Origin of the sequence: Oceanisphaera arctica, from assembly GCF_002936955.1 — a bacterium.
Taxonomy (GTDB): Bacteria; Pseudomonadota; Gammaproteobacteria; order Enterobacterales; family Aeromonadaceae; genus Oceanimonas; species Oceanimonas arctica.
In genome coordinates this window covers 12810-33901 of sequence record NZ_MPZM01000013.1, presented here as the reverse complement: position 1 = coordinate 33901, position 21092 = coordinate 12810, and the positions used below count along the sequence as shown (strand labels likewise).

The following is a 21092-nucleotide window of genomic DNA, read 5'->3' as shown; positions in this document are numbered from 1 at the left end:
AATAACCATTGTGTAACAAGGTGACGCAGATGGTCGCCATGCTCAATTAGACTTTCGGCTAGCCAGGTTACATTTCTAGCATAATCCGGGTGGGCATGTTACCGGTTTGTATCGCAGTGTAACGGCGGATAATCGAGATTCATCCGTGTTTTAGCTACAGCAAAAACCGCTCGGCGAAATAGATGACGATGAGATAGCGTACTGACTTGCCGATAAATACCAGCAGGATGAAAGGCAGCAGGCGGACTTTCATGATGCCGGCGATAAAGGTGAGGGCGTCGCCCCCTACCGGCGCCCAGGCCAGCAGCAGCGACCAGACGCCGAAACGCTGAAACCCGCGTTGGGCGCGTTCCAATTGCTTGTCCTTGATGGGAAACCAGCGTTTGTGTTTGTAATGCAGCAGGTATTTACCCAGCCACCAGTTCACCACAGAGCCCAGGGTGTTGCCGACGCTGGCCAGGGCCCACAGCAGCACCACCGCATCGGGCTGGCGGGTCAGCACTGCCGCCAGCACCACCTCGGAATAAAAGGGCGCTATGGTGGCGGCGAGCAGGCTGCTGGCAAAGACAATCAGATAATCAAGCATCATGTACTCAAGGATAAAGCCGCTCGGGGCGGGCGGCTTGGGCGAGCCGGACCAGAGTGCGGAAGATGGCGCGCTGGTGGTCGAGATAGGGCAGGTATTCCGGATGCCACTGCACCCCCAGCATATAGTGCTCGCCCCGATTCTCGATGGCCTGCACGAAGCCGTCCAGATCCCGGGCCGCCACCGTCAGGCCGACACCCAGCCGGTCCACCGCCTGATGATGCAGGCTGTTGATGCGCCAGCGAGGCCGGCGAATGATGCCATGCAGCCGGCCCTGGCCATAGCCGATGGCGGTCTTGCGTGGCAAGGGGGTACGGCGGTTGGAGGTGTGACGACGCAGCGGCCGGATATCCGAATGCAGGGAGCCACCCAGCACCACGTTAATCAGCTGGGCGCCGCGGCAGATGCCGAGCAGCGGCAATTGAGTGTCCAGCGCATGCTCGATCAGCTCTATTTCGAAGGCGTCTCGCTCGGGATCGGCGGGTGCCCGGCCGGTGTCTTCGCCATAGAGGGCGGCGTCGATATCGTCGCCGCCGCCGATGATCAACCCCTGCAGCTTGTCCCGCTTGTGAGGTTGAAAGGTGGAGGGCGTCAGCCGCTGCGCCCGGCCACCGGCTATAAAAATGGCCAGCCGGGTGGCCCACCAGGCCCAGGGCAGCCGACTATCGGGGCCGGTCACACCGATCAGCGGAGCCATGGCGTGACCTTGCTCTTCCAGGGATCGAGAAAATCCGGCGTCAGGCTGTCCAGGTGGGCGGCATAGTGTCGGCACAGCTGATCCAGCCGACGTTCATCGTTGGCCAGCATTTCCACCTGCAACCAGCCGGACCAGGCGTGCTGCAGCGACCAGTACGGATTGTCGATATCGGAGTTGGGCAGCCGGTAGTGCAGTGTCGGCCGTTTGTTGACCTTGTCGTCCTGCACCACCTCTTTCACCCGGGCCTCGTTGTGCCAGGCCAGGATGGGCAGCAGATCCAGTGAGCGGTTGCGGCTGGGGTTGGCGGCCAGGTAGTCTTCGCTGAATTGTCGCAAGTCGGGCCAGTAGTCGAGGTCGATCACCTTGCGGCTGTAATCTTTGGCAAAGCCGCGGATATAGGGCGACAGCTTGCGGGCTGCGACTATGTCTTCCCGCTGCTCCAGCCAGTCATGCAGACACAGATAGGCCTTGAAGTAGCGCAGCAGGGTGAGGTTGTCGGTGTCCGGTAGCTCCGGATTCAGGTGCAGACCAAAGGCATAATGCAGGGCATGACGGGTGCCCTTGGCACCGTTGGCACGCAGCCGTTCAAACAGCGGCGTTAATTGATCTAGTCGGGAAAGCGGCAACGGCGGACTCACCAATTCCAGCGGCACCAGCTGAAAGGCCAGGGTGCCCAGCAGTTCGGTGGCGGCCAGCTCCAGTTCACCCGGCGGTTGCCGAAGCTGAACCCGGGCCAGCCGTTTGAGGTAGTCGAAGTCCAGCTCGGCCCGAAAGGTGCCGAGCGGGGTATCGATTTCAATTTCGTATTCAGAGCAATGGCGCAGGCTGCCCTCCAGTTGCTCGGCCACCAGCTCGGCCAGCCGGGGCAGGGACAGGCCGTTGAGTTCCAGCTCTACGCCGAGACGCCGTTCCTGGCCGGAGACCGTGTGCCTGTGTTCGGGTAAGCGGTATGCCATTGATTGCTCCTGTCGGTTAACAGACCCTAGCATCAGCCCGGCTGTTGCCACCACCAATAAAGTGCGAAGCCGGCCCAGCTCAGGGCAAGCAGCCACCAGGGTAGCCAGGACGAGGCGGTGGTCGGCTCCGGCCCGGGTTCCGGCTCAAAGGTCTCGTCGTTATCATCGTGCTGCTGACGAAGCTGCTGTTTTTTGGCCTTGTCGGCGGCGCGAGCGCGGGCCTTGTGCTGCTTCTTGTATTCTTCTATGCCTTTCTGGATGCCCTGATTGATCAGTCGGGTCTGCTCCTTGGTCTGCCCCGGACGCTGGGTCGCCTTGGCGATGCGTTCGGCCTCTTCCTGAATCTGGGGCGAGGGGGCGGCTTTCCGGTTCTTGTTGTAAGCCATTATTGGGCCACATTATTAAGATAATGAATATCCATGCTGAACATGGCAAGCAGCAGGCCGGCGGCGGCGGCATAGAAGCCAAAAGAGTCTTTTTGTTCGCAGGCGCTAGCGAAGGGTGGCAGCCAGTCGATCAGCAGCTGGTTGGCCAGCTCCCGCTGCTGGTCCAGCAGGGCGATACGGTCTGTCTCGTTGTCGGCGTCGGCACCGGCCAGGGCGAGGGTGGCCATCATCTCCAGCTGGTTACAGGCGTTGAGCGGGTCGTCGTCCTCCAGCCGGGTGCCGTGCTGATGCAGCAGTATGCTCATCAGCATCATGGCCTCGTCTTCTGGCTGGGCCAGGGACGCCGTATCGAGCAGCGAGTCATCGCCAAACAGCCTTTGGTAATGTTCGCTCAACTCGCTCTCGGGCTGATCCAGTTCCAGCACCCTGCCTGCCTGCCGGCGAAAGGCCTCGGTGGCGTCTTGCAATGGGTCCAGGGTCGCCAGACTGTCCAGGAAGGCATGCATGTCATAGCCCCCGAACTCGCGTATTTCCTCGTCGACCAGCGGGGCCGCAAACAGGGCGGTAAACCAGTGATAAAGCTCGGCTCGACGGTGCGAGGTCACCATGAAATCTTGCATATTATCCTCAACGACGGATTGGGTGCGGCTCGGCCTTTGGGCCGAAGTTCCGGCTAAAGACCTCTATTCTATCGGGTTTAACGGCCAGATCTACCCTGGCTGTCGGTGAATTGATGGGTCTTAAAGTGTTGCTTAATCTTCAACTTTTTGTAAAATTTTCAACTTAAAGATAAATAAATGTTGTTAACTGGCGTTCCGGGGCTAGGCCGAACCCGGCCTTAAGGGTAAACTCGGTACTTCAGTGAACACCCCCATGTGAGTCAGGAGAGACGGATGTTAAAGCGTGAAATGAATATCGCCGATTATGATCCTCAGCTGTGGCAGGCCATCTGTGATGAAACCCAGCGTCAGGAAGAGCATATCGAACTGATTGCTTCCGAGAACTACACCAGCCCGCGCGTGATGCAGGCTCAGGGTTCCCAGCTGACCAACAAGTATGCCGAAGGCTACCCGGGCAAGCGTTTCTATGGCGGCTGTGAATATGTCGACATCGCCGAAGAACTGGCCATCGAGCGTGCCAAGCAGCTGTTCGGTGCTACCTATGCCAACGTGCAGCCGCACTCCGGCTCCCAGGCCAACTCCGCCGTCTTCATGGCGCTGGTCAAGCCCGGTGATACCGTCATGGGCATGAACCTGGCCCACGGTGGTCACCTGACTCACGGCTCTCCCGCCAACTTCTCCGGCAAGATGTACAACATAGTGCCTTACGGCATCAACGAAGCCGGCGTGATCGATTACGAAGAAATGGAGCGTCTGGCGGTTGAGCACAAGCCGAAGATGATCATCGGTGGTTTCTCCGCCTTCTCCGGCATCGTCGACTGGGCGCGCATGCGTGAAATCGCCGATAAGGTCGGTGCCTGGTTCATGGTGGACATGGCCCACGTTGCCGGTCTGATTGCAGCCGGTCACTACCCGAGCCCCATCGCCCACGCCCACGTGGTCACTACCACTACCCACAAGACCCTGGCCGGCCCCCGTGGCGGTCTGGTGCTGTCTGCCGCCAACAACGAAGAGCTGGAGAAGAAGCTGAACTCAGCCGTCTTCCCCGGTGGTCAGGGCGGTCCCCTGATGCACGTTATCGCCGCCAAGGCCGTTGCCTTCAAGGAAGCGCTGGAGCCCGAGTTCAAGGAATACCAGGGCCGCGTGCTGAAAAACGCCCAGGCCATGGCCGATGCCTTTCAGCAGCGCGGCTACAAGGTGGTTTCCGGTGGTACTTACAACCACCTGTTCCTGCTCGACCTGATCGACAAGGGCATCACCGGTAAAGAAGCCGACGCCGCCCTGGGCCGTGCCTTCATCACCGTGAACAAGAACGCCGTGCCGAACGACCCGCGCTCTCCGTTCGTGACCTCCGGTATTCGTATCGGTACCCCGGCGGTGACCCGTCGTGGTTTCAATGAAGCCGACGTACGCGAACTGGCGGGCTGGATCTGTGATGTGCTGGACGACATCAACGACGAAGCGACCATCGCCCGCGTGAAAGAGCAGGTGCTGGACATCTGCCGTCGTCACCCGGTTTATGCGTAACACGTATCGGGATTAGGGATTAGGGATTAGGGATTAGGGATTAGGGATCGGGGACTTGTGTTCCCGGTCCCTTTTTTTATCCCTATTCCCCATTCCCCATTCCCCATTCCCTATTCCCCAATCCCGATATTCACGCTTACAACTGTGTTTCATTCTGGCAATCTGTAGCCTGCTTATTTACACTAACAGCCGAATTTAGCCCACGGAGGCGCTATGCACTGTCCCTTCTGTCTCGCAACCGAAACCAAGGTCATCGACTCTCGTCTGGTCGGGGAAGGATTGCAGGTGCGCCGCCGGCGGGAATGCAACGCCTGCAAAGAGCGCTTCACCACCTTCGAGAGCGCCGAGCTGGTGATGCCGCGGGTGATCAAGACCACCGGTATTCGCGAGCCCTTCAACGAAGACAAGCTGGAAGCCGGCATGCAGCGGGCACTGGAAAAACGCCCGGTCAGTACCGAGTCTATCGAGCAGGCGGTTAGCCGCATCATGTCTCAGCTGCGCGCCACCGGTGAGCGGGAAGTCAAATCCGAACATATCGGCAACCTGGTGATGGAAGAGCTGAAGCAGCTCGACAAGGTCGCCTATATCCGTTTTGCCTCCGTTTATCGCTGTTTTGAAGACTTGCGCCAATTCGGCGAAGAAATAGCCCGACTGGAGCAATGAGTGTTTAATTCCGACGATGCGCGCTGGATGGCCAGGGCGCTTGAACTGGCTCGGCTTGGGCGTTTTACCACCAGCCCCAACCCCTCGGTGGGCTGTGTCATAGTGCATAACGGCACCCTGGTGGGCGAAGGCTATCACCAGCAGGCCGGCGGCCCCCACGCCGAGGTCTTTGCCCTGCGTCAGGCAGGCGAGGCAGCCAAGGGCGCAACCGCCTATGTGACGCTCGAACCCTGCTCCCATCATGGTCGTACGCCCCCCTGTGCCCAGGGACTGATCGACGCCGGTGTGGCCAGAGTAGTGGCAGCCTCGGTGGACCCGAACCCCCGGGTGGCAGGGCGTGGCCTGGCCATGCTGACTGATGCCGGCATCAAAGCCGACGCTGGCTTAATGAGTGAGGCGGCCGAGGCCGTCAATACCGGCTTCATGCATCGTATGCGCACCGGTCTGCCGTTTGTTACCGTCAAGCTGGCCGCCAGCCTGGACGGTCGCACCGCCCTGGCCAACGGCGAGAGCAAGTGGATTACCGGCCCCGCCGCCCGCCGCGACGTGCAACGCCACCGCGCCCTGAGTTGCGCCATCCTCTCTGGTGCCGATACGGTACTGGCCGACGATGCCAGCCTCAATGTGCGCTGGGGTGAGCTGCCCGAGTCGGTACAAACAGAATATGAACAAAGCCGGCTGCGCCAGCCGCTGCGGGTCATTATCGACACCCGCAATCGGCTGCATCCGGGTCTGAAACTGTTCGGCCTGCCCGGCACGATATTGTTGCTGCGCGGCCGGGCAAGCGGCGATTTCGGCGAACAGGTGGAAGAATGCGTGCTGCCGCTGGCAGACAATGGCCGGCTCGACCTGCCGCTGTTGCTGGCCGAGCTGGGTCGTCGCCAGATAAACCATCTGTGGGTCGAGGCGGGGGCTCGCCTCTGTGGCGCCCTGATGAGAGCGGCGCTGGTCGACGAACTGGTGCTGTATCAGGCGCCCAAGCTGATGGGCGAAGCCGCCCGCGGCTTGTTCGACTTGCCTGAGCTGACCGCCATGGACCAGATACCGCAACTGGAGTGGCGCGACTGCCGTCGGGTCGGCACCGATCTTAAATTGACTGCAAGGGTAAAAAACTGATGTTTACCGGAATAGTGGAAGCCACAGGCGTACTGGCCGATATTTGCCGCCAGGGTAATGAGTCGGTGATCCGCATTCTCTGCCCCCGGCTGGACTTGTCGGACGTGAAGCTTGGCGACTCCATTGCCACCAACGGCGTCTGCCTGACCGTGACCGAGCTGGGCGCGGATTACTACTGTGCGGATGTGTCCGGCGAAACCATAGATCGCACCGGCTTTGCCAGCTATCGCAGCGGGCAGGCGGTCAATCTGGAAAAAGCCCTGCTGGCCACCGGCCGGCTGGGCGGACATATGGTGTCCGGCCATGTGGACGGGGTGGGGCATATCCGCCGCCGCACCCAACTCGGTAAAAGCATCGAGCTGTGGGTCGAGGCGCCAGCCGAATTGGCTCGTTATATCGCCGAAAAGGGCTCCATTACCGTGGACGGCATCAGCCTCACGGTGAACGATGTGGACGGCGCGGCCTTTAAACTGACCCTGGTGCCCCATACATTACAGGAAACCACCCTCGACGACTGGCGGCCCGGCCGCCAGGTAAATCTTGAGGTGGATATTATTGCCCGCTATCTTGAACGCCTGCTGACCGCTGCGTCCGAGCCTCAACAGGGCGGACTGACGCTGGCGACCCTGGCCGCCAGCGGTTTTGTGAAATAGCGGTCTCGTTAGATAACAAGGGAGAACCCCATGGCTTTAAGCAGTACCCAGGAAATCATCGACGATATCCGTCAGGGCAAAATGGTCATTCTGATGGATGACGAAGACCGGGAAAACGAAGGTGACTTGATCATGGCCTCCGCGCATGTGCGCCCGGAAGACATCAACTTCATGGCCAAGTATGGCCGGGGGTTGATTTGCCTGACCCTGACCGAAGCCCGTTGCCGCCAGCTGGATATTCCCCAGATGGTCAGCCGCAACACAGAGCAGTTCTCCACCGCCTTCACCGTGTCGATCGAAGCCGCAGAAGGGGTAACCACCGGTATTTCCGCCGCCGATCGCGCCCATACGGTGCAGACCGCCGTGGCCAAGGAAGCCAAACCGTCCGATCTGGTGCAGCCGGGGCATATTTTCCCGCTCAAGGCCCAAAACGGTGGCGTGCTGACCCGCGCCGGCCATACCGAAGCGGGTTGTGATCTGGCCCGACTGGCGGGTCTTGAGGCTTCGTCGGTGATCGTCGAGATCCTCAACGAAGACGGCACCATGGCCCGTCGTCCGGATTTGGAAGTCTTTGCCGAACAGCACGGCATCAAGCTCGGCACCATCGCCGATCTGATCGAATATCGTAACCAGAACGAAACCACCATCGAGCAGGTGGCGCGCTGCAACCTGCCCACCGAATACGGCGATTTCGAGCTGGTGACCTTTCGCGACACCATCGACAACCAGGTGCATTTCGCGCTGAGAAAGGGCGAAATCAAGCCCGAGGTACCGGCGTTGGTACGGGTGCACATTCACGACATGTTCACCGATGTGCTGATGACCGATCGTCACTCGTCGCGCACCTGGCCTCTGGGCAAGTCGATGGCGCGCATCGCCGATGAAGGCGGCGTGCTGGTGATCCTCGGCCGGGAAGAAACGCCGGATCACCTGCTGTCGCTGGTGCGCCAGTTCGAGGCGGTGGATCGCGGCGAGCGGCCGGAAGGCGCCAAGCGCCAGGGTACTTCCCGCCGGGTCGGCGTCGGCTCGCAGATACTGCAGGCCATGGGTGTCGGCAAGATGAAGCTGCTCAGCTCACCCAAGCGCTACCATGCGTTGTCCGGCTTCGGCCTGGAAGTGGTCGACTACATCATCGACTGATCACCGTGTATAGACTGCCGCCCCCGGCGGCAGTTTTCCTGTCGTATTATACCCTCTGTTTCTATTCCTCCTTTCTTCAGATCCATAACGTTACCTTATCTCGACAATAAACAATCAGGCACAGCTTGCAGGCTTTTTCCGGATATTGGATTGAGTTTTGATGTTGTTGCGTCAACAATAACGGCTTCGAGTAAGTAAGAGCGATATAAGGATAAAAGGCGCTGATGGCCATTTGGGGCAGGGGACTGCGAGCTAAATCAATATGGGCGCTGTTGATCGCCTGCCTGTTGGCCTTTATTCCGGCCGGCGGCATTGGCTGGCATCTGATGTCCGGGGTGCAGGAGCACTTTGGTAAAGCGTATGCCCGTAATTTTACGCAGCTTAACCGGCAGAATATTCTGGTGCCCTTGTCTCGGGATCTGGCACTGGCCCGGCGTTTTGCCGACTCGGTATTGATGCAGCAATGGTTGCAGAATGAAGACGAGGAGCAAGACAAGGCGTTGCTGTTTCGCGAGAGCGAAGGCTTTATAGAAGACTTCAGCAGTCATTCTTTTTTTGTGACCAGTGCCGAGTCGGGCGCCTATTATTATCGTGATTCCGATACCCCTTTCAGCGGCGAGCCGAAATATTACCTCTCTCTCGACAATCCTGACGATCGCTGGTTTTTCAATGTGCTGGCCAGTGGCGACAAGCTCAACATCAACGTCAACCGGGATACCCGCCTGAGAACCACGCGGGTGTGGCTGAACGTGTTGATTGAAGATCAGGGCCAGGTGCTTGGGCTGGCCGGTACCGGTATCGACCTGACCGGCTTTATTGATGCTTTTATTGCGACCGACGAGATAGGCGTAACGCCGATGATCATCGATGAGCAAGGCGCTTTTCAGGCCCATCCCAATATAGATGATATCGCCATTGGCTCTGCCACAGGGGCCGATTTCGAGCAACATACCTTGCTGGCACGGTTGCCTGGCACGGAGAAATTGCGATTACAAGAGCTGATGGCGCAAGTCAGGGCGACGCCCGGGCAGGTAAGCGTCGATTGGTTTACCCTCGCCGATCATCGCCAGCTGTTGGCGCTCAGCTTTATTCCCGAGCTTGGCTGGTATGTGGTGACCGCCGTTGATCCCGGTGCGGCCCATGTGCTGGAAGGAGCCTGGCTCAATAGCGCCCTGCTGGCGTTAGTGTTGATGCTGGCGGCGTTGTTGTTAGCGCTGGCCTATGCGGTAGAAAGGCTATTGTTGTCTCCCCTGAGTCGGTTACAGGGCTCGGCCACCGCCATCGCACGGGGGAATTACGACGTGTCTCTGCCGCCATCGTCAGGCGATGAAATCGGTGATCTCAGTGCCGCCTTCGGTGTGATGGCCAACAAGGTAAGAGCTCATACCGAAGAGCTGGAACAAAAGGTGCGCAGTCGCACCCATGAGCTGCAAGAGGCTAATCAGAAAATGCGCCTGGCGCATCAGCAGATTAACGACTCCATCGATTATGCCAGCCTGATCCAGCGGGCCATCTTGCCGGATCAGCAGATGACCCAGGTGCTGGGTGAACATCACTTCGTGCTCTGGCATCCGCGGGACGTGGTCGGCGGCGACTTCTATATCTTTCATCCCGGTGAGCGAGGGCGGTTTCTGGTGGGCGTGGTGGATTGCGCCGGTCATGGGGTAGCGGGCGCGCTGATGACCATGCTGGCGCGGGCGGCGCTGGATCATGCCATCCGCGAGCAGGGGATAGACTCACCGGCGGCGATACTGCAGCTGACCGACAAAATTCTGAGGGGCATGTTGCAGGACTGCGAGTTACCCCGCGGACTGGCGACCAGCATGGACGTGGGCCTGGCCAGTATAATACCGGAGCGGCAGCAGCTGATTTTTTCCGGTGCCAAGATGTCGCTTTATCACAGCGACGGTGAATACGTGGAAGAGCTCAAGGGCAACCGACGAACCCTGATGGATCGCCGAGATGCACATTTTGAAGATAGTGCTATCAACCTGCAGCACGACCATATTTATTACCTGGCCACGGACGGATACCTCGATCAGGCCGGAGGTAAAAAAGGGTTTGGTCTGGGCAGTAGCCACTTTCGTGAACTATTGAAAACCCATGCCAGACTGCCTTTGAACGAGCAAGCCAAGGCGCTCGGACAGGCATTGGATGACTATCGAGGTGCGCATCCGCAGAGGGATGACATGACCCTGCTCGCGTTTAAAGTTGATACGCTTAAATAAGGATATTGCAATGCTATCCATTGATCTGCTGTCGATCAGAGAACAGTTTAATCAGAATCAGATACTGCTCTGCTTCAACGGGCCTATATCCCGTAGTCTGATTGAAGAAATAGGCAATGCCCTGAAAAACTATCTGCAGGCGGAAAAAGCGCTGCCCGCTGCGGCCATGGATGTGTTCGGAGTCTATATCGAGCTGACCCAGAATATTCGCCACTATGCCGTGGGCATGGGATACAGCGATACTGAAGGCTCGGCTACCGTGTTGGTGGCACGTAGCGATGAAGGTCATTATCTGGTGCTGGCCGGTAATCAGGTGGAGCTGACCGACGGTCAGGCACTGTGTCACCGCATCGAGCAGCTGTCCGGCATGGACAAGGCCGAGTTGAAGGCGGCCTATAAAGCCCAGTTGCGCCAGCCTCGCTCGAATAACAACAGTTCCGGTGCCGGGCTGGGCCTGATCGATGTGGCACGCAAGTCATCTCGGCCGATGACGGCCAAGCTGGCAGAGACCGGTGATGGCCGGGGTTTTTTCAGTCTGTTGGCGGTAATATGAATATAAAAGCGGAAGTGGCCATGAAATCATTAAACATTACGGGTAGCCAGTCTACTCCCACCATTCTCTGCAATCCGGACAGTGGCGTGATGACAATGCAGGGTGACTCCTACCCGGAAAACTCGTTCGAGTTTTTTGGGGAAGTCATCGAATGGGTCGAACAGTTTCTGCAACACTCGGTGACTCCGCTGCAACTGGATCTGCGCCTGATTTACATGAACACCAGCAGCGTCAAGGCGATGATGGACATCTTCGATCTGCTGGAAGCGGCTTTTGCGCAAAAGCGTGCCGTCAGCGTGCGCTGGTACTATGACCCGGACAACGAGCGGGTAGTGGAGCTGGCCGAGGAGTTCAAGGAAGACTGTTCTTTCCCCTTCGATATTCTGCCTCATGACTAATCAACTGACCGATAAGGAGCTGGATCAGCTGCTGGCGGATCCCGAACACAGGGATAACCCGCTGCTTCCGGCCCTTCAAATGCTGCTGGCGCGAGACAGAGAGCAGCGTGGCCGACTGGAGCGATTGCTGCGCATTTCCGACTGCAGCTACGACATGGCGCGCTCCCAGACTCATGACCTGCTGAATAAGTACGACAGGCAATTGCGGCGACTGGAAAAAATTACCCGCATCTCCGACCGTTACCAGCGCAGCATGCTGGAACTGAATGAACAGCTTAAACAGGCGGCGTTGCGAGACCCGCTGACCGGGCTGGCCAATCGACGCTTGTTGATGGAACGACTGAGCGAAGAGCTGGAGCGGTATCGCCGAGGGCGAGAGCCGTTCAGCCTGGTGATGCTGGATGCGGATAATTTCAAACGTATCAACGATGCCTTTGGCCATGATACGGGGGACAGGGCGTTGTGCATGATGGCCGATGCTATTTCTCGTCAACTGCGAGGCTACGATCTCTGTGCCCGCTGGGGCGGTGAGGAATTCATGCTGCTGTTGCCGGAAACCGGACTGGAGCTGGCCACCCATATAGTGGATCGAGTCATGCAGGCGGTACGGGCGTTGCGACTGGAGAAGGATGAGCAGGTTCAGCTCAGTATCAGTGCAGGACTGGCCATCTATCGGCCCGATGAAAGCGTCGAACTCACCATCAACCGTGCCGACGCTGCGCTTATCCAGGCCAAACAGAATGGGCGAAATCGGTTGCAGGTAGCCCCGACCTAAGATCAACAGACCCTAAGATCCCTTCTTTTTATCACCCTCGACTCGGAGCAACAAAGCGATGGCAATACGACTGGGACCGGCCGATTTTATCGACATGCCCTGGAAAAACGGCGGCGGCGTCACCCGGGAGCTGTATCGGCTGCCCGGCGAGCAGGGCACCGATTTCGGCCTGCGGGTGTCGATGGCCCGGGTGGGGCAAAGCGGCCCCTTCTCTTTCTTTCCCGGCATCGATCGCATTCTGATGCTGGTGGACGGCGCCGGCTTCGAGCTGAACATGAACGGCTCGACACAAACGCTGGATACTCCCTTCGTGCCGTTGGCCTTTTCCGGCGAAGAGGCGGTGGAGTGCACATTGCTGGGCGGCGAATGTCTGGACTTCAATATCATGACCGACCGGCGCTGGGGCCGGGCCGGGCTGCAGGTACATGAGCTGGCGCCGGGGCAGATTTATCGTTGTCACAGCCTGACCCCGAGGCTCTTGTATCGTCACTCTACGGGGCTGAATGCCGAGCCCGAGTTGTGGGTACTGGCACCCGGCGACAGCCTGGATCTGGCCGCCGACGAGCAGGGTGCCACCCTGGTCGATATCACCCTTTACCCTTTGAACGGAGTCTGAGATGACGACACTGAATTTTATTGTGAAAGAGACCGGGCCCACCCCGGACGCCTGTGTGATCTGGCTGCATGGTCTGGGCGCCGACGGCCATGACTTTGAGCCCATAGTGCCTGAGCTGGACTTGCCCGAAGGCAGCGCCATTCGTTTTATTTTTCCCCATGCGCCCCGGATACCGGTGACCATCAACGGCGGCCTGCCGATGCCCGCCTGGTACGACATTCTGGCCATGAGCCTGGAACGGGAAGTGGATGAGCTGCAGTTGCGGGCCTCGGCCCTGGCGATACAGGCGCTGATTGAACAGCAGATAGCCCAGGGCATCGACAGTCGCCGCATCGTGCTGGCCGGTTTTTCCCAGGGCGGCGCCGTGGCCTATGAGGCGGCGTTAAGTTACCACGAGCCGCTGGCCGGCCTGATTGCCATGTCGACCTATCTCGCCACCGCCGACAGCCTGGAGCGCCATGACGCCAACCAGTACCTGCCGGTGCAGATACTGCACGGCAGCCGCGACGGCGTAGTGCCGGAGCTGCTGGGCGAACGGGCCTGTCTGCAGTTGCAGCAATGGGGCTTTGTGCCCGAATACCACAGCTACCCGATGGAGCACAGCGTCTGCGCCGCCGAAATTGCCGATATCTCCCGTTTCCTGCACCGTTGCCTGCAGTTGCAGGACTGATGGCCGAAATGCGCTCCCCGAGTTAATTTTAAAACATACTATCAAGGAAAGAAGATGAACCTGAACGAACTGCAGCAGCAACTGCACAACCACCCCGAGACCATCGCATTTGCCGACACCATGGCGGTAATCGAGGGCCTTTACGACTTTACCCCCACCGCCTTTACCAACGGTGAGGTACACAATGAAGCCGGGCAGAACAACGGCTCCTGCAAGCTGTTCGCCTTTGCCAGACTGCAGGGCTTCAACCAGCAGCAGACCCTGGCATGCTTCGGCGCCTTCTATCGGGACGATGTGCTGGGCAACCCGGCGGGACAGGATCATCAGAATATCCGTAACTTCATTAATAATGGCTGGGATGGCATCGAGTTTGCCGGTCAGCCGTTAACGCCCAAAGCCTGATTAACGCCCGATCAACTCTCGATCACCACAGAAAGGATACTGCCATGGCCGGTGCCAGTTTGTTGAGCCTGCTTGATGATATCGCCACCTTGCTGGACGACGTGTCGCTGATGACCAAGGTGGCGGCCAAGAAAACCGCGGGCGTGCTGGGGGACGATCTGGCGCTCAACGCCCAGCAGGTTTCCGGGGTGCGGGCCGAGCGAGAAATTCCTGTGGTGTGGGCGGTGGCCAAGGGGTCTATGCGCAACAAGCTGATTCTGGTGCCGGCGGCGCTGTTGATCAGCGCCCTGGCACCCTGGGCCATTATTCCCTTACTGATGCTGGGCGGCGCCTTTCTCTGCTTCGAGGGCGTGGAAAAGCTGGTGCACTCTTTTCAGCACAAGGCGAGTAACGAACACCGTCATCTGGCCGGGATCCAGCAAGCGGAAAAGCCCGAGTCGGTGGATCTGGTGACGCTGGAGCGGGACAAGATAAAGGGTGCAATCCGCACCGATTTTATTCTGTCGGCCGAAATCATCGTCATCACCCTGGGCACTGTGGCTGGCGCCGGTTTCGGCCAGCAGGTGGCCGTGCTGGCGGGCATCGCCGTGCTGATGACCGTCGGCGTTTACGGCCTGGTGGCGGGCATCGTCAAACTGGACGATCTCGGCCTCTACCTGAGCAAGAAAACCGGCCTGGCGCAGATTTTGGGCCAGGCCTTGCTGTCGGCCTGCCCCTATCTGATGAAAGGCTTGTCGGTGGTGGGCACCGCCGCCATGTTTCTGGTGGGCGGCGGCATTCTGGTGCACGGCATACCCGGAGCCGAGACTCTGATCCATGACTGGAGCCAGGGGCTGCCGTTATTGGGCGGCGGGCTTAACTGGCTGGCACCGATGCTGTTGAACGGCATCGTCGGCATTCTGGCAGGGAGTCTGGTACTGCTGCTGGTGAACGGCGTCTGCCGGTTGAAGGGCACCTGATTCTGGCGACTTGAGGCTGAACTGCTGCCCGGTAAAAAGCGACACAAGTCCCATTAAACAAATGATCTATTTTATTTCTGTGTAAAGGTCGGACAAAGGGCCCGCTCCGACGACTCGCTTCAAGCACATCCATGTGACGCTCTGCACATGACGTCCCTGTCACGTGATGGTCGGCGGAGCAGATCCCTCTATCCTCCCTGACGCCAGGGAGTTGCCTGTTGGCGTCGTCTACAGGCAACTCGGTGCCCAAGAAGAGGCAACAGAGATCGACTACCACGACCGTGAAATGCCATGGCCGAAAAATGCTCCTGCAATTTCGGCATTCCCGCCATCCCTGGCGGTCAGACAGCATTTCCGAACCCTCAGGGGGCGAGCTTGTCTCGCCGTGACGAACGGTTGCCGCCTGACCGAACATCCAGTGAATGTTCGCAGTAGGCTGCAACGGTGAGTGTCATTTACCAGTGGCGTGTCGTGGGAGGCGGCTGTGTTGCCTCTGAGCTTGGGTTTAAAAATGATCAGATGTTTATTCAAGTTGGTATCAATCAGATATTTTATCTGATTGATACCAACTTCGCTTATCTCTTACCACCCACATTCAGTGCCTGGCGGCTGCGATACCAGGCCAGCAGGTTGCGACTGCGATAGCTGAGCAACGCCAGCAGGATCAGCATACAACCGAACACTTTCTCTATCGGCATCGGCTCGTGATACCAGAACACGCTGATCAGCACTGTCCATATCGGCTCCAGCATCATGATCAGGGCGGCATTGGCCACGTTGCTGTATTTTTGCCCGGTACTCTGGCAGACAAAACGCAGCGAGGTGGCCAGCAGGACGCTGGCGGCAAACCAGCCCCAGATCTCGGGCTCGATGACATCGGGCCAGTGTTCGAACAGACCGGAATAAACAAGATGCATGACGCCGGTGACCGCCAGCTGAATACAGGTGAGCGCCATGGGATCTATGCGTCGGGCAAAACGGCTGTTCAGATTGAAATACATTGCCAGCGACAGGGATGCCAGCAGGAACAACAGCTGGCTGAGCGACAAGCTCAGGCCCGAGCCCATGGTCAGCAGAAACAGGCCGGTGATGGCGATGGGCAAAGCCAGCCAGAATTGCCGGCTCGGTCGCTCCCTGAAGATCAGCCAGGCCAGGGGCGGCACCATCAGCATCGACAGACTCATGATAAAGGCGCCTTCTCCTATGCCCTCGCTGTGGGAAATGGCCTGAATCCAGAAGATCAGGTTCAGGGTCATCACCAGGCCGATGGCGGCGGCCTTGAGCAGCAGCCCGGCAGAAGTCTGGCGCAACTGGCGATAGCAGAACGGCAGCAGCAGCAGGGCCGCCAGCAGAAAGCGCCAGCCCACAAAACCGGCGGGGGGCAGGCCGGCGATCGCCTCCTTGGAAAACAGCCAGCCGGCAGACGCCAGCAGAGTCGCGCTTAATATAAACAGATCGCCGCGCCGTTCTGGCAGCATAAATAGCCCTCGTCATGTTCTGGTACAAAGCGGATAAGACAGGCCGGTATACAAGATGAAGTGCGCGGTTCCATAGCAGGAATGATGGACACGGCCGGCAGCAGCCCTACTTTATGCTATTTCACTTTATTTGCACACAGAGCCGTCTGGTCCTGTGATGCTGCCGACACTAATAGGCTGGTCCGGGTTATCCGCTGACTACTTGCAGAGGCTGTTCCGTTATTGTCAGCCTGCCATGGGTGGCTTCAAGCAAAGCAAGCAGCTCATCCAGCGGCATGGGGCGTGCGTACAAGTAGCCCTGGGCGTGACGTACGTCTTCACCCAGCAACCAGTCACGCTGCTGAGAAGTCTCGACTCCCTCGGCAACCACCGCCAGCTTCATGCTGTCGGCAATCGCCAGTGTGGCTCGTACCAGAGCCGCTCCCTCCGGATGCTCGGTAACATCGTGAATAAAGCTGCGGTCTATCTTAAGGCCATGAACCGGCAGCCGCTTGAGGTAACTGAGCGACGAATAACCGGTGCCGAAGTCATCAAGCAGCACCCGCACGTCCATTAACTGCAGGGAGCGCAGTTCCCGGCTGACAAAGGCGAGATCGTCGATGAAGCTCTGTTCGGTGATCTCCAGTACCAGCTGCTGAGCCGGCAGGCCTGTGCTGTTCAGCACCTGACCCACCAAAGCACTCATATCCTGCAGCCGCCACTGGCGGGCCGAGACGTTGACCGCCACGTAGCCGAGGTGAGGGAAGCGCCGGCGTACATCGGCAATATCGCGGCATGCCTGCCATAGCACCCACTCACCCAGCTCTCGGATCAGCCCGTTTTGTTCGGCGAAGGGAATAAAGGTGGCGGGAGAGATAAATCCTCGCTCGGGATGCTGCCAGCGCAGCAAAGCCTCGACGCCGCATATGGTGCCACTGGCCAGATCCACCACCGGCTGATAATGCAGGGTGAACTGCTGCAAATGCAGTGCCGCCCTTAGATCCCTTTCGAGCATCGCCCGGGACTGGGCCTGCTCTTCCATCTCGAGGGCGAAGTAGCAATATTGAGAACGACCTCGCTTTTTGGCGCGATACATGGCGGTATCGGCCCGTTTCAGCAGCGCCTCCGGGCTGTCCGCATCCCCGGGGTAGAGGGCGATGCCCAGGCTGCCGGAGATATGTACCTTATGGGCATTCAGTTGAAAGGGCATATTGAGTTGTGCCAACACCTGCTCGCAGACGCGGTTGGAGTCACTTCCCTGAGTCAGATTGGTCAGTATCAGCACGAACTCGTCACCACTCAGGCGAGCCACCGTATCGGTCTGGCGCACGCAGGCTTGCAGCCGTTCGGTCACCGACTTGAGCAGCAAATCTCCATGATCGTGGCCTAATGAGTCGTTGACGGCCTTGAACTTGTCCAGATCGATAAATACCACCGCCATCTGCGTGTCGTGGCGCCGAGTGCCGGCCATCTCCTGTTCCAGCCGGTCTTGCAACAGATTACGGTTGGGTAGCCCGGTGAGACTATCGTAGCTGGCCTGCCGCTCTATGATGGCTTCGGCGGCCTTGCTCTCGCTGATATCATTGAGGATGGCGATATAGTTAATGATACGCCCGCCCTGGTCGCGAACCGCATCAATGGTGAGCCGCTGAGCGTAGACTGTGCCGTCGCGATTCCGGTTCCAGACCTCTCCCTCCCAGAAGCCCTGTCCTCGTACCGATTGCCACAGTTTTCCGTAGAAGGCTTTGTTGTGCACCCCGGATTGGAGCAGGGCCGGAGTATGGCCGAGGCATTCTTCCGGTGGATAGCCGGTGATGCGGGTGAAGGCGGTGTTGACCATTAAAATGACCGAGTTTGGATCTGTGATCATGATGCCTTCGGAGCTGCCCATAAATACCTGCTTGAACAGCTTGGCCTCCTGGTAGAGCTTGCTGTCGGTGATGTCGCGGCCCAGCACGACCATGCCTTTGTATTCACCGCTGTCGGTATCGAACAGGGGGGTCTTGATCATATCCAGCCAGCGATTGCCCTGACCGAAGTCGACTTCTATTTCAAACCGGGTTTGAATGCCACTGGCCTTGATGTCAGGGTCTTTGCTTGAGCTTTCTTGCAGGGCGAGGGCAAGGCTGTTGCCAGCACTATGACGATGGTTATGATTGGCGACCTCTTCGTTGGTCTTACCGATCACCTCGTTTTTATCCAACCCAATCAGATGCAAGCCATTGTGATTGATCCGGCGCCAGCGGCCTTGTGCATCCTTGAAACACACCAGATCCGGAATGGCCTCGACCAGTTCATCGAGTTGTTGCTCGTTTTCCCGTACCAGCCGGTGGCTGTTTTCCAGGTTTTCAAGCCCCTGGTTGATTGCCTGGGCCAGCTCTGACAGCTCGTCCTTGCCGATGACAGTGACGCGCTGGCCGGTGATATCCGTTTGACCGATGTTTCTCAGCTCCTTTATCAGTACCAGCAGGCGCCTGAACAACAACGTTTCCTGCAGCAGCAGGCCGATAACCAGCAATATCAAGCCGGAAATGGTTGCCGCAACGAGGAACAGCCCGACGCTCTGCCGGCCGCTGGCGAGGATCTCGGTCTCGTTCTGCAAAGTCAGGCTCAGCGTCGGCTGGCCCAGGGCATCCTCGAGGGGGATGCTTGAGCGGATGAGATCCCGGGAAGGCCATGAAACAGAGGTCTGCTTGTTCGTTTCCGCCGTCACTTGTACCTTGCTGCCGACAGCGGCGTTTATCTTGTCCAGTTCGGCCGTGTCGATAAGTCGCGCCAACAGCAGTCGTTTATGTCCGTTCAGGGTCGGCATGTGGTTGCTGGTGACCAGCCAGGGCTGGTGCTTGACCATGAGCAGCCCCTGAACGCCATCAGGCAGTTGTTGAAGGGTTGGCCGCCATGTCTCGATGCCGGCCCCCTGCCGTTCATTTAAAAAGGAGGTTTGTGCCAGCTCGATATCTCCCGACTGGTCGTCGATGATGGCGATCAGGTCGATGTCGGGATTCCTGGCAATGTATTGGGGGAGGATTGAGGTCGCAGCCCGAGCCAACAGTTGACTATTGGTTGCCAGTATGTGTTTCAAGGTGGCGGACACCAGACTCAGATCTTCGGCTTCATGGGCCAACAGTGCTTTGACCTGCTCAGTCTGGAGTTGAATTTTTCTGTGTTCGATTTGCTCGAAACTGGCAAGCAGGATCAGGCGGGCGATCAGGTAGAGGCCCAGCAGGCAGCTCAGCACGGTCAATGAAATGACCAGCAGGGTTTTGTTACGAAGATTCATTCTGTATCCATCAGGTGGCCCCACTACCCTAGGTCGTTCGACCCTTAGGCTGGAAGCTTTGCGTCCTTGTCTTTCGACGAGTTTGCCGTTTATTCAAATGGGGGCTCTGGCTATCAAGCCTTGAAGCAAGAGTCTGTTAAAAAAAACAATGGGCGAATCTATAGATGATGTAGGCAATCAAGTTGATCTGGTTCAATATTACCATAATACCAGTTAGATTCACATGGGGCTCACTTACATTTTCATCGCTTGCCAAATCCATCCTATCCCCGTATCAGCCATGAGTCTTGTCGCCGTATTCTGTGGCGAAGTAGTTTGCTGGTACATAAGCTTTTAATATCAATGCCAACGTCCGGCCATGATATGCCCCGTTGGGGGACTACCAGGCTGGCAAACAGGAGAGCAGCATGGCAGAACATACCGAGTCGGGGAAAGCTCAGTCGCAGGATGTGCCGCAACAAATCGATGTTGACCCTGGGGTGATACTGGAACGCCTCGACAGCTGGGTGGATGGCGGCATTCGCCTGCTGCCGAACATCTTGCTGGCCCTGGTGGTGCTGGTGGCGTTTTATGGTATCGGCGTGTTGACTCGTCGCCTGATCCTGCGCCAGAGCCACAGTCGGGGGCGGGAAAACCTGGGTGAGGTGCTGGGCGGCTTCGTAAAGTGGGCCTTGGTACTGCTGGGCTTTCTGCTGGCCGCCACCATCGTCATCCCCAGCCTGAAACCGGGCGATCTGATTGCCGGCCTGGGGGTCAGCTCGGTGGCCATCGGTTTTGCCTTCAAGGACATATTGCAAAACTGGCTGGCGGGCCTGTTGATCCTGTTGCGGCAGCCCTTCAACGTCAAGGACCAGATCGAGGTTAACGGCCATGAAGGTACGGTCGAGCGCATCGAAACCCGGGCCACCATCATCAAGACCCACGACGGCCGTCGCATCGTGATCCCCAACAGCGATATCTATACCAATGCGGTGCTGGTGAAAACCGCCTACGAGTATCGGCGCAGTCAGTACGACATCGGCATCGGTTATGAAGATGACATCGACCAGGCTTGTGAGCTGCTAAAAGACGCCGTAACCAGGTTGGAAGGGGTGGAGTCGGAGCCGGAGGTGCAGGCGCTGCCCTGGGATCTGGCGGCCAGCTGGGTAACCATCCGCGTGCGCTGGTGGACTGGCAGCCAGCAGAGCGACGTGACCCGGATACGGGCGGCGGTAGTCAGAACCATCAAGCTGACGCTGGAGCAGGCCGATGTCGATATGCCGGGCGAAACCCGGTTATGTCTGTTCCATGATCAAACCGGGTCTGCCGAGGGTGACCGCAAGGTGCCACCCGCAGACCAGTTACCCGCAGAGAAGCCATCCGCAGACGTGCAGCCAAAAGCGGAGTAGGGGAGGCTTCTCGAGCCGGCGC

General features: G+C 58.4%; 21 protein-coding genes and 1 riboswitch. Of the genes, 14 read left to right on the top strand and 7 right to left on the bottom strand.

All coding sequences use genetic code 11. From position 1 onward, the window contains the following. Positions 1–154 precede the first annotated feature (154 nt). Genes UN63_RS07985 through UN63_RS07965 form a run of 5 tightly spaced genes read right to left on the bottom strand, consistent with a single transcriptional unit; the run spans position 155 to position 3245 of the window. Positions 155–589: a YqaA family protein gene (locus UN63_RS07985; protein WP_244905169.1), complete on the bottom strand. Its 435-nt coding sequence runs from the start codon at positions 587–589 to the stop codon at positions 155–157. A 4-nt stretch (positions 590–593) separates the two neighbouring features. After that, the gene (locus tag UN63_RS07980) at positions 594–1283 is read right to left on the bottom strand and encodes a gamma-glutamyl-gamma-aminobutyrate hydrolase family protein (RefSeq protein WP_104486248.1); all 690 of its coding nucleotides are present in this window, start codon (positions 1281–1283) and stop codon (positions 594–596) included. After that, positions 1271–2239: an amidoligase family protein gene (locus UN63_RS07975; protein WP_104486247.1), complete on the bottom strand. Its 969-nt coding sequence runs from the start codon at positions 2237–2239 to the stop codon at positions 1271–1273. The genes UN63_RS07980 and UN63_RS07975 overlap by 13 nt, the downstream gene beginning before the upstream one ends. Positions 2240–2271: 32 nt before the next feature. Further along, positions 2272–2625: a DUF2956 domain-containing protein gene (locus UN63_RS07970; RefSeq protein ID WP_104486246.1), complete on the bottom strand. Its 354-nt coding sequence runs from the start codon at positions 2623–2625 to the stop codon at positions 2272–2274. Continuing rightward, positions 2625–3245 (bottom strand): molecular chaperone TorD family protein, encoded by a 621-nt coding sequence (locus UN63_RS07965; protein ID WP_104486245.1) that lies wholly within the window; start codon positions 3243–3245, stop codon positions 2625–2627. The genes UN63_RS07970 and UN63_RS07965 overlap by 1 nt, the downstream gene beginning before the upstream one ends. 273 nt (positions 3246–3518) lie before the next feature. Between UN63_RS07965 and glyA the strand changes: the two genes are divergently transcribed. The 13 genes from glyA (at position 3519) to UN63_RS07900 (ending at position 14945) form a co-directional block, all read left to right on the top strand. Further along, positions 3519–4772 (top strand): serine hydroxymethyltransferase, encoded by a 1254-nt coding sequence (glyA, locus tag UN63_RS07960; RefSeq protein WP_104486244.1) that lies wholly within the window; start codon positions 3519–3521, stop codon positions 4770–4772. A 213-nt stretch (positions 4773–4985) separates the two neighbouring features. Continuing rightward, positions 4986–5435: a transcriptional regulator NrdR gene (gene nrdR, locus UN63_RS07955; protein ID WP_104486243.1), complete on the top strand. Its 450-nt coding sequence runs from the start codon at positions 4986–4988 to the stop codon at positions 5433–5435. Continuing rightward, on the top strand, positions 5436–6551 hold the full coding sequence (gene ribD / locus UN63_RS07950) for a bifunctional diaminohydroxyphosphoribosylaminopyrimidine deaminase/5-amino-6-(5-phosphoribosylamino)uracil reductase RibD (RefSeq protein ID WP_104486242.1): 1116 nt from the start codon (positions 5436–5438) through the stop codon (positions 6549–6551). Then, positions 6551–7204: a riboflavin synthase gene (locus tag UN63_RS07945; protein ID WP_104486241.1), complete on the top strand. Its 654-nt coding sequence runs from the start codon at positions 6551–6553 to the stop codon at positions 7202–7204. The genes ribD and UN63_RS07945 overlap by 1 nt, the downstream gene beginning before the upstream one ends. Before the next feature lie 30 nt (positions 7205–7234). Continuing rightward, the gene (gene ribBA / locus UN63_RS07940) at positions 7235–8344 is read left to right on the top strand and encodes a bifunctional 3,4-dihydroxy-2-butanone-4-phosphate synthase/GTP cyclohydrolase II (RefSeq protein WP_104486240.1); all 1110 of its coding nucleotides are present in this window, start codon (positions 7235–7237) and stop codon (positions 8342–8344) included. 224 nt (positions 8345–8568) lie between these two features. Further along, a complete protein-coding gene (gene siaA / locus UN63_RS07935) occupies positions 8569–10572 on the top strand; it encodes a biofilm regulation protein phosphatase SiaA (protein ID WP_104486239.1) in 2004 nt (667 codons plus the stop codon). Positions 10573–10582: 10 nt separating this feature from the next. Next, complete coding sequence (gene siaB / locus UN63_RS07930) at positions 10583–11125, top strand: biofilm regulation protein kinase SiaB (RefSeq protein WP_104486238.1); 543 nt, start codon at positions 10583–10585, stop codon at positions 11123–11125. Between the two features lie 20 nt (positions 11126–11145). Next, positions 11146–11523: a biofilm regulation phosphoprotein SiaC gene (siaC, locus tag UN63_RS07925; RefSeq protein WP_104486291.1), complete on the top strand. Its 378-nt coding sequence runs from the start codon at positions 11146–11148 to the stop codon at positions 11521–11523. Further along, positions 11516–12298: a biofilm regulation diguanylate cyclase SiaD gene (siaD, locus tag UN63_RS07920; protein ID WP_104486237.1), complete on the top strand. Its 783-nt coding sequence runs from the start codon at positions 11516–11518 to the stop codon at positions 12296–12298. The genes siaC and siaD overlap by 8 nt, the downstream gene beginning before the upstream one ends. A 58-nt stretch (positions 12299–12356) precedes the next feature. Further along, complete coding sequence (locus UN63_RS07915; protein ID WP_104486236.1) at positions 12357–12914, top strand: HutD/Ves family protein; 558 nt, start codon at positions 12357–12359, stop codon at positions 12912–12914. A gap of 1 nt (position 12915) precedes the next feature. Continuing rightward, positions 12916–13584 carry an alpha/beta hydrolase gene (locus UN63_RS07910; protein ID WP_104486235.1) on the top strand — a complete coding sequence of 223 codons (669 nt, stop codon included), beginning with the start codon at positions 12916–12918 and terminating at the stop codon, positions 13582–13584. Positions 13585–13638: 54 nt separating this feature from the next. Beyond that, the gene (locus tag UN63_RS07905) at positions 13639–13986 is read left to right on the top strand and encodes a HopJ type III effector protein (protein ID WP_104486234.1); all 348 of its coding nucleotides are present in this window, start codon (positions 13639–13641) and stop codon (positions 13984–13986) included. Positions 13987–14030: 44 nt separating this feature from the next. Then, positions 14031–14945, top strand: coding sequence for a DUF808 domain-containing protein (locus tag UN63_RS07900; protein ID WP_104486233.1), 915 nt, complete (start codon positions 14031–14033; stop codon positions 14943–14945). Positions 14946–15520: 575 nt separating this feature from the next. On the opposite strand, the gene UN63_RS07895 is transcribed toward UN63_RS07900, so the two are convergent. Beyond that, positions 15521–16423 carry a DMT family transporter gene (locus tag UN63_RS07895; protein WP_104486232.1) on the bottom strand — a complete coding sequence of 301 codons (903 nt, stop codon included), beginning with the start codon at positions 16421–16423 and terminating at the stop codon, positions 15521–15523. Between the two features lie 187 nt (positions 16424–16610). After that, on the bottom strand, positions 16611–19682 hold the full coding sequence (locus UN63_RS07890; protein ID WP_104486231.1) for an EAL domain-containing protein: 3072 nt from the start codon (positions 19680–19682) through the stop codon (positions 16611–16613). 10 nt (positions 19683–19692) lie between these two features. Then, positions 19693–19779: riboswitch (cyclic di-GMP riboswitch) on the bottom strand. 310 nt (positions 19780–20089) lie between these two features. Here UN63_RS07890 and UN63_RS07885 point away from each other — a divergent pair. Next, positions 20090–21070: a mechanosensitive ion channel family protein gene (locus UN63_RS07885; protein ID WP_104486230.1), complete on the top strand. Its 981-nt coding sequence runs from the start codon at positions 20090–20092 to the stop codon at positions 21068–21070. Positions 21071–21092: the final 22 nt, after the last annotated feature.

What these genes read in the sequence shown, in the direction of transcription:
- UN63_RS07965 (WP_104486245.1), bottom strand. Translation starts at nt 3,245, where the DNA reads ATGCAAGATTTCATGGTGACCTCGCACCGTCGAGCCGAGCTTTATCAC.
- UN63_RS07915 (WP_104486236.1), top strand. Translation starts at nt 12,357, where the DNA reads ATGGCAATACGACTGGGACCGGCCGATTTTATCGACATGCCCTGGAAA.
- UN63_RS07975 (WP_104486247.1), bottom strand. Translation starts at nt 2,239, where the DNA reads ATGGCATACCGCTTACCCGAACACAGGCACACGGTCTCCGGCCAGGAA.
- UN63_RS07890 (WP_104486231.1), bottom strand. Translation starts at nt 19,682, where the DNA reads ATGAATCTTCGTAACAAAACCCTGCTGGTCATTTCATTGACCGTGCTG.
- UN63_RS07885 (WP_104486230.1), top strand. Translation starts at nt 20,090, where the DNA reads ATGGCAGAACATACCGAGTCGGGGAAAGCTCAGTCGCAGGATGTGCCG.
- UN63_RS07910 (WP_104486235.1), top strand. Translation starts at nt 12,916, where the DNA reads ATGACGACACTGAATTTTATTGTGAAAGAGACCGGGCCCACCCCGGAC.
- UN63_RS07895 (WP_104486232.1), bottom strand. Translation starts at nt 16,423, where the DNA reads ATGCTGCCAGAACGGCGCGGCGATCTGTTTATATTAAGCGCGACTCTG.
- ribBA (WP_104486240.1), top strand. Translation starts at nt 7,235, where the DNA reads ATGGCTTTAAGCAGTACCCAGGAAATCATCGACGATATCCGTCAGGGC.
- siaB (WP_104486238.1), top strand. Translation starts at nt 10,583, where the DNA reads ATGCTATCCATTGATCTGCTGTCGATCAGAGAACAGTTTAATCAGAAT.
- UN63_RS07905 (WP_104486234.1), top strand. Translation starts at nt 13,639, where the DNA reads ATGAACCTGAACGAACTGCAGCAGCAACTGCACAACCACCCCGAGACC.
- UN63_RS07980 (WP_104486248.1), bottom strand. Translation starts at nt 1,283, where the DNA reads ATGGCTCCGCTGATCGGTGTGACCGGCCCCGATAGTCGGCTGCCCTGG.
- UN63_RS07985 (WP_244905169.1), bottom strand. Translation starts at nt 589, where the DNA reads ATGATGCTTGATTATCTGATTGTCTTTGCCAGCAGCCTGCTCGCCGCC.
- siaD (WP_104486237.1), top strand. Translation starts at nt 11,516, where the DNA reads ATGACTAATCAACTGACCGATAAGGAGCTGGATCAGCTGCTGGCGGAT.
- UN63_RS07900 (WP_104486233.1), top strand. Translation starts at nt 14,031, where the DNA reads ATGGCCGGTGCCAGTTTGTTGAGCCTGCTTGATGATATCGCCACCTTG.
- siaA (WP_104486239.1), top strand. Translation starts at nt 8,569, where the DNA reads ATGGCCATTTGGGGCAGGGGACTGCGAGCTAAATCAATATGGGCGCTG.
- glyA (WP_104486244.1), top strand. Translation starts at nt 3,519, where the DNA reads ATGTTAAAGCGTGAAATGAATATCGCCGATTATGATCCTCAGCTGTGG.
- siaC (WP_104486291.1), top strand. Translation starts at nt 11,146, where the DNA reads ATGAAATCATTAAACATTACGGGTAGCCAGTCTACTCCCACCATTCTC.
- UN63_RS07945 (WP_104486241.1), top strand. Translation starts at nt 6,551, where the DNA reads ATGTTTACCGGAATAGTGGAAGCCACAGGCGTACTGGCCGATATTTGC.
- nrdR (WP_104486243.1), top strand. Translation starts at nt 4,986, where the DNA reads ATGCACTGTCCCTTCTGTCTCGCAACCGAAACCAAGGTCATCGACTCT.
- UN63_RS07970 (WP_104486246.1), bottom strand. Translation starts at nt 2,625, where the DNA reads ATGGCTTACAACAAGAACCGGAAAGCCGCCCCCTCGCCCCAGATTCAG.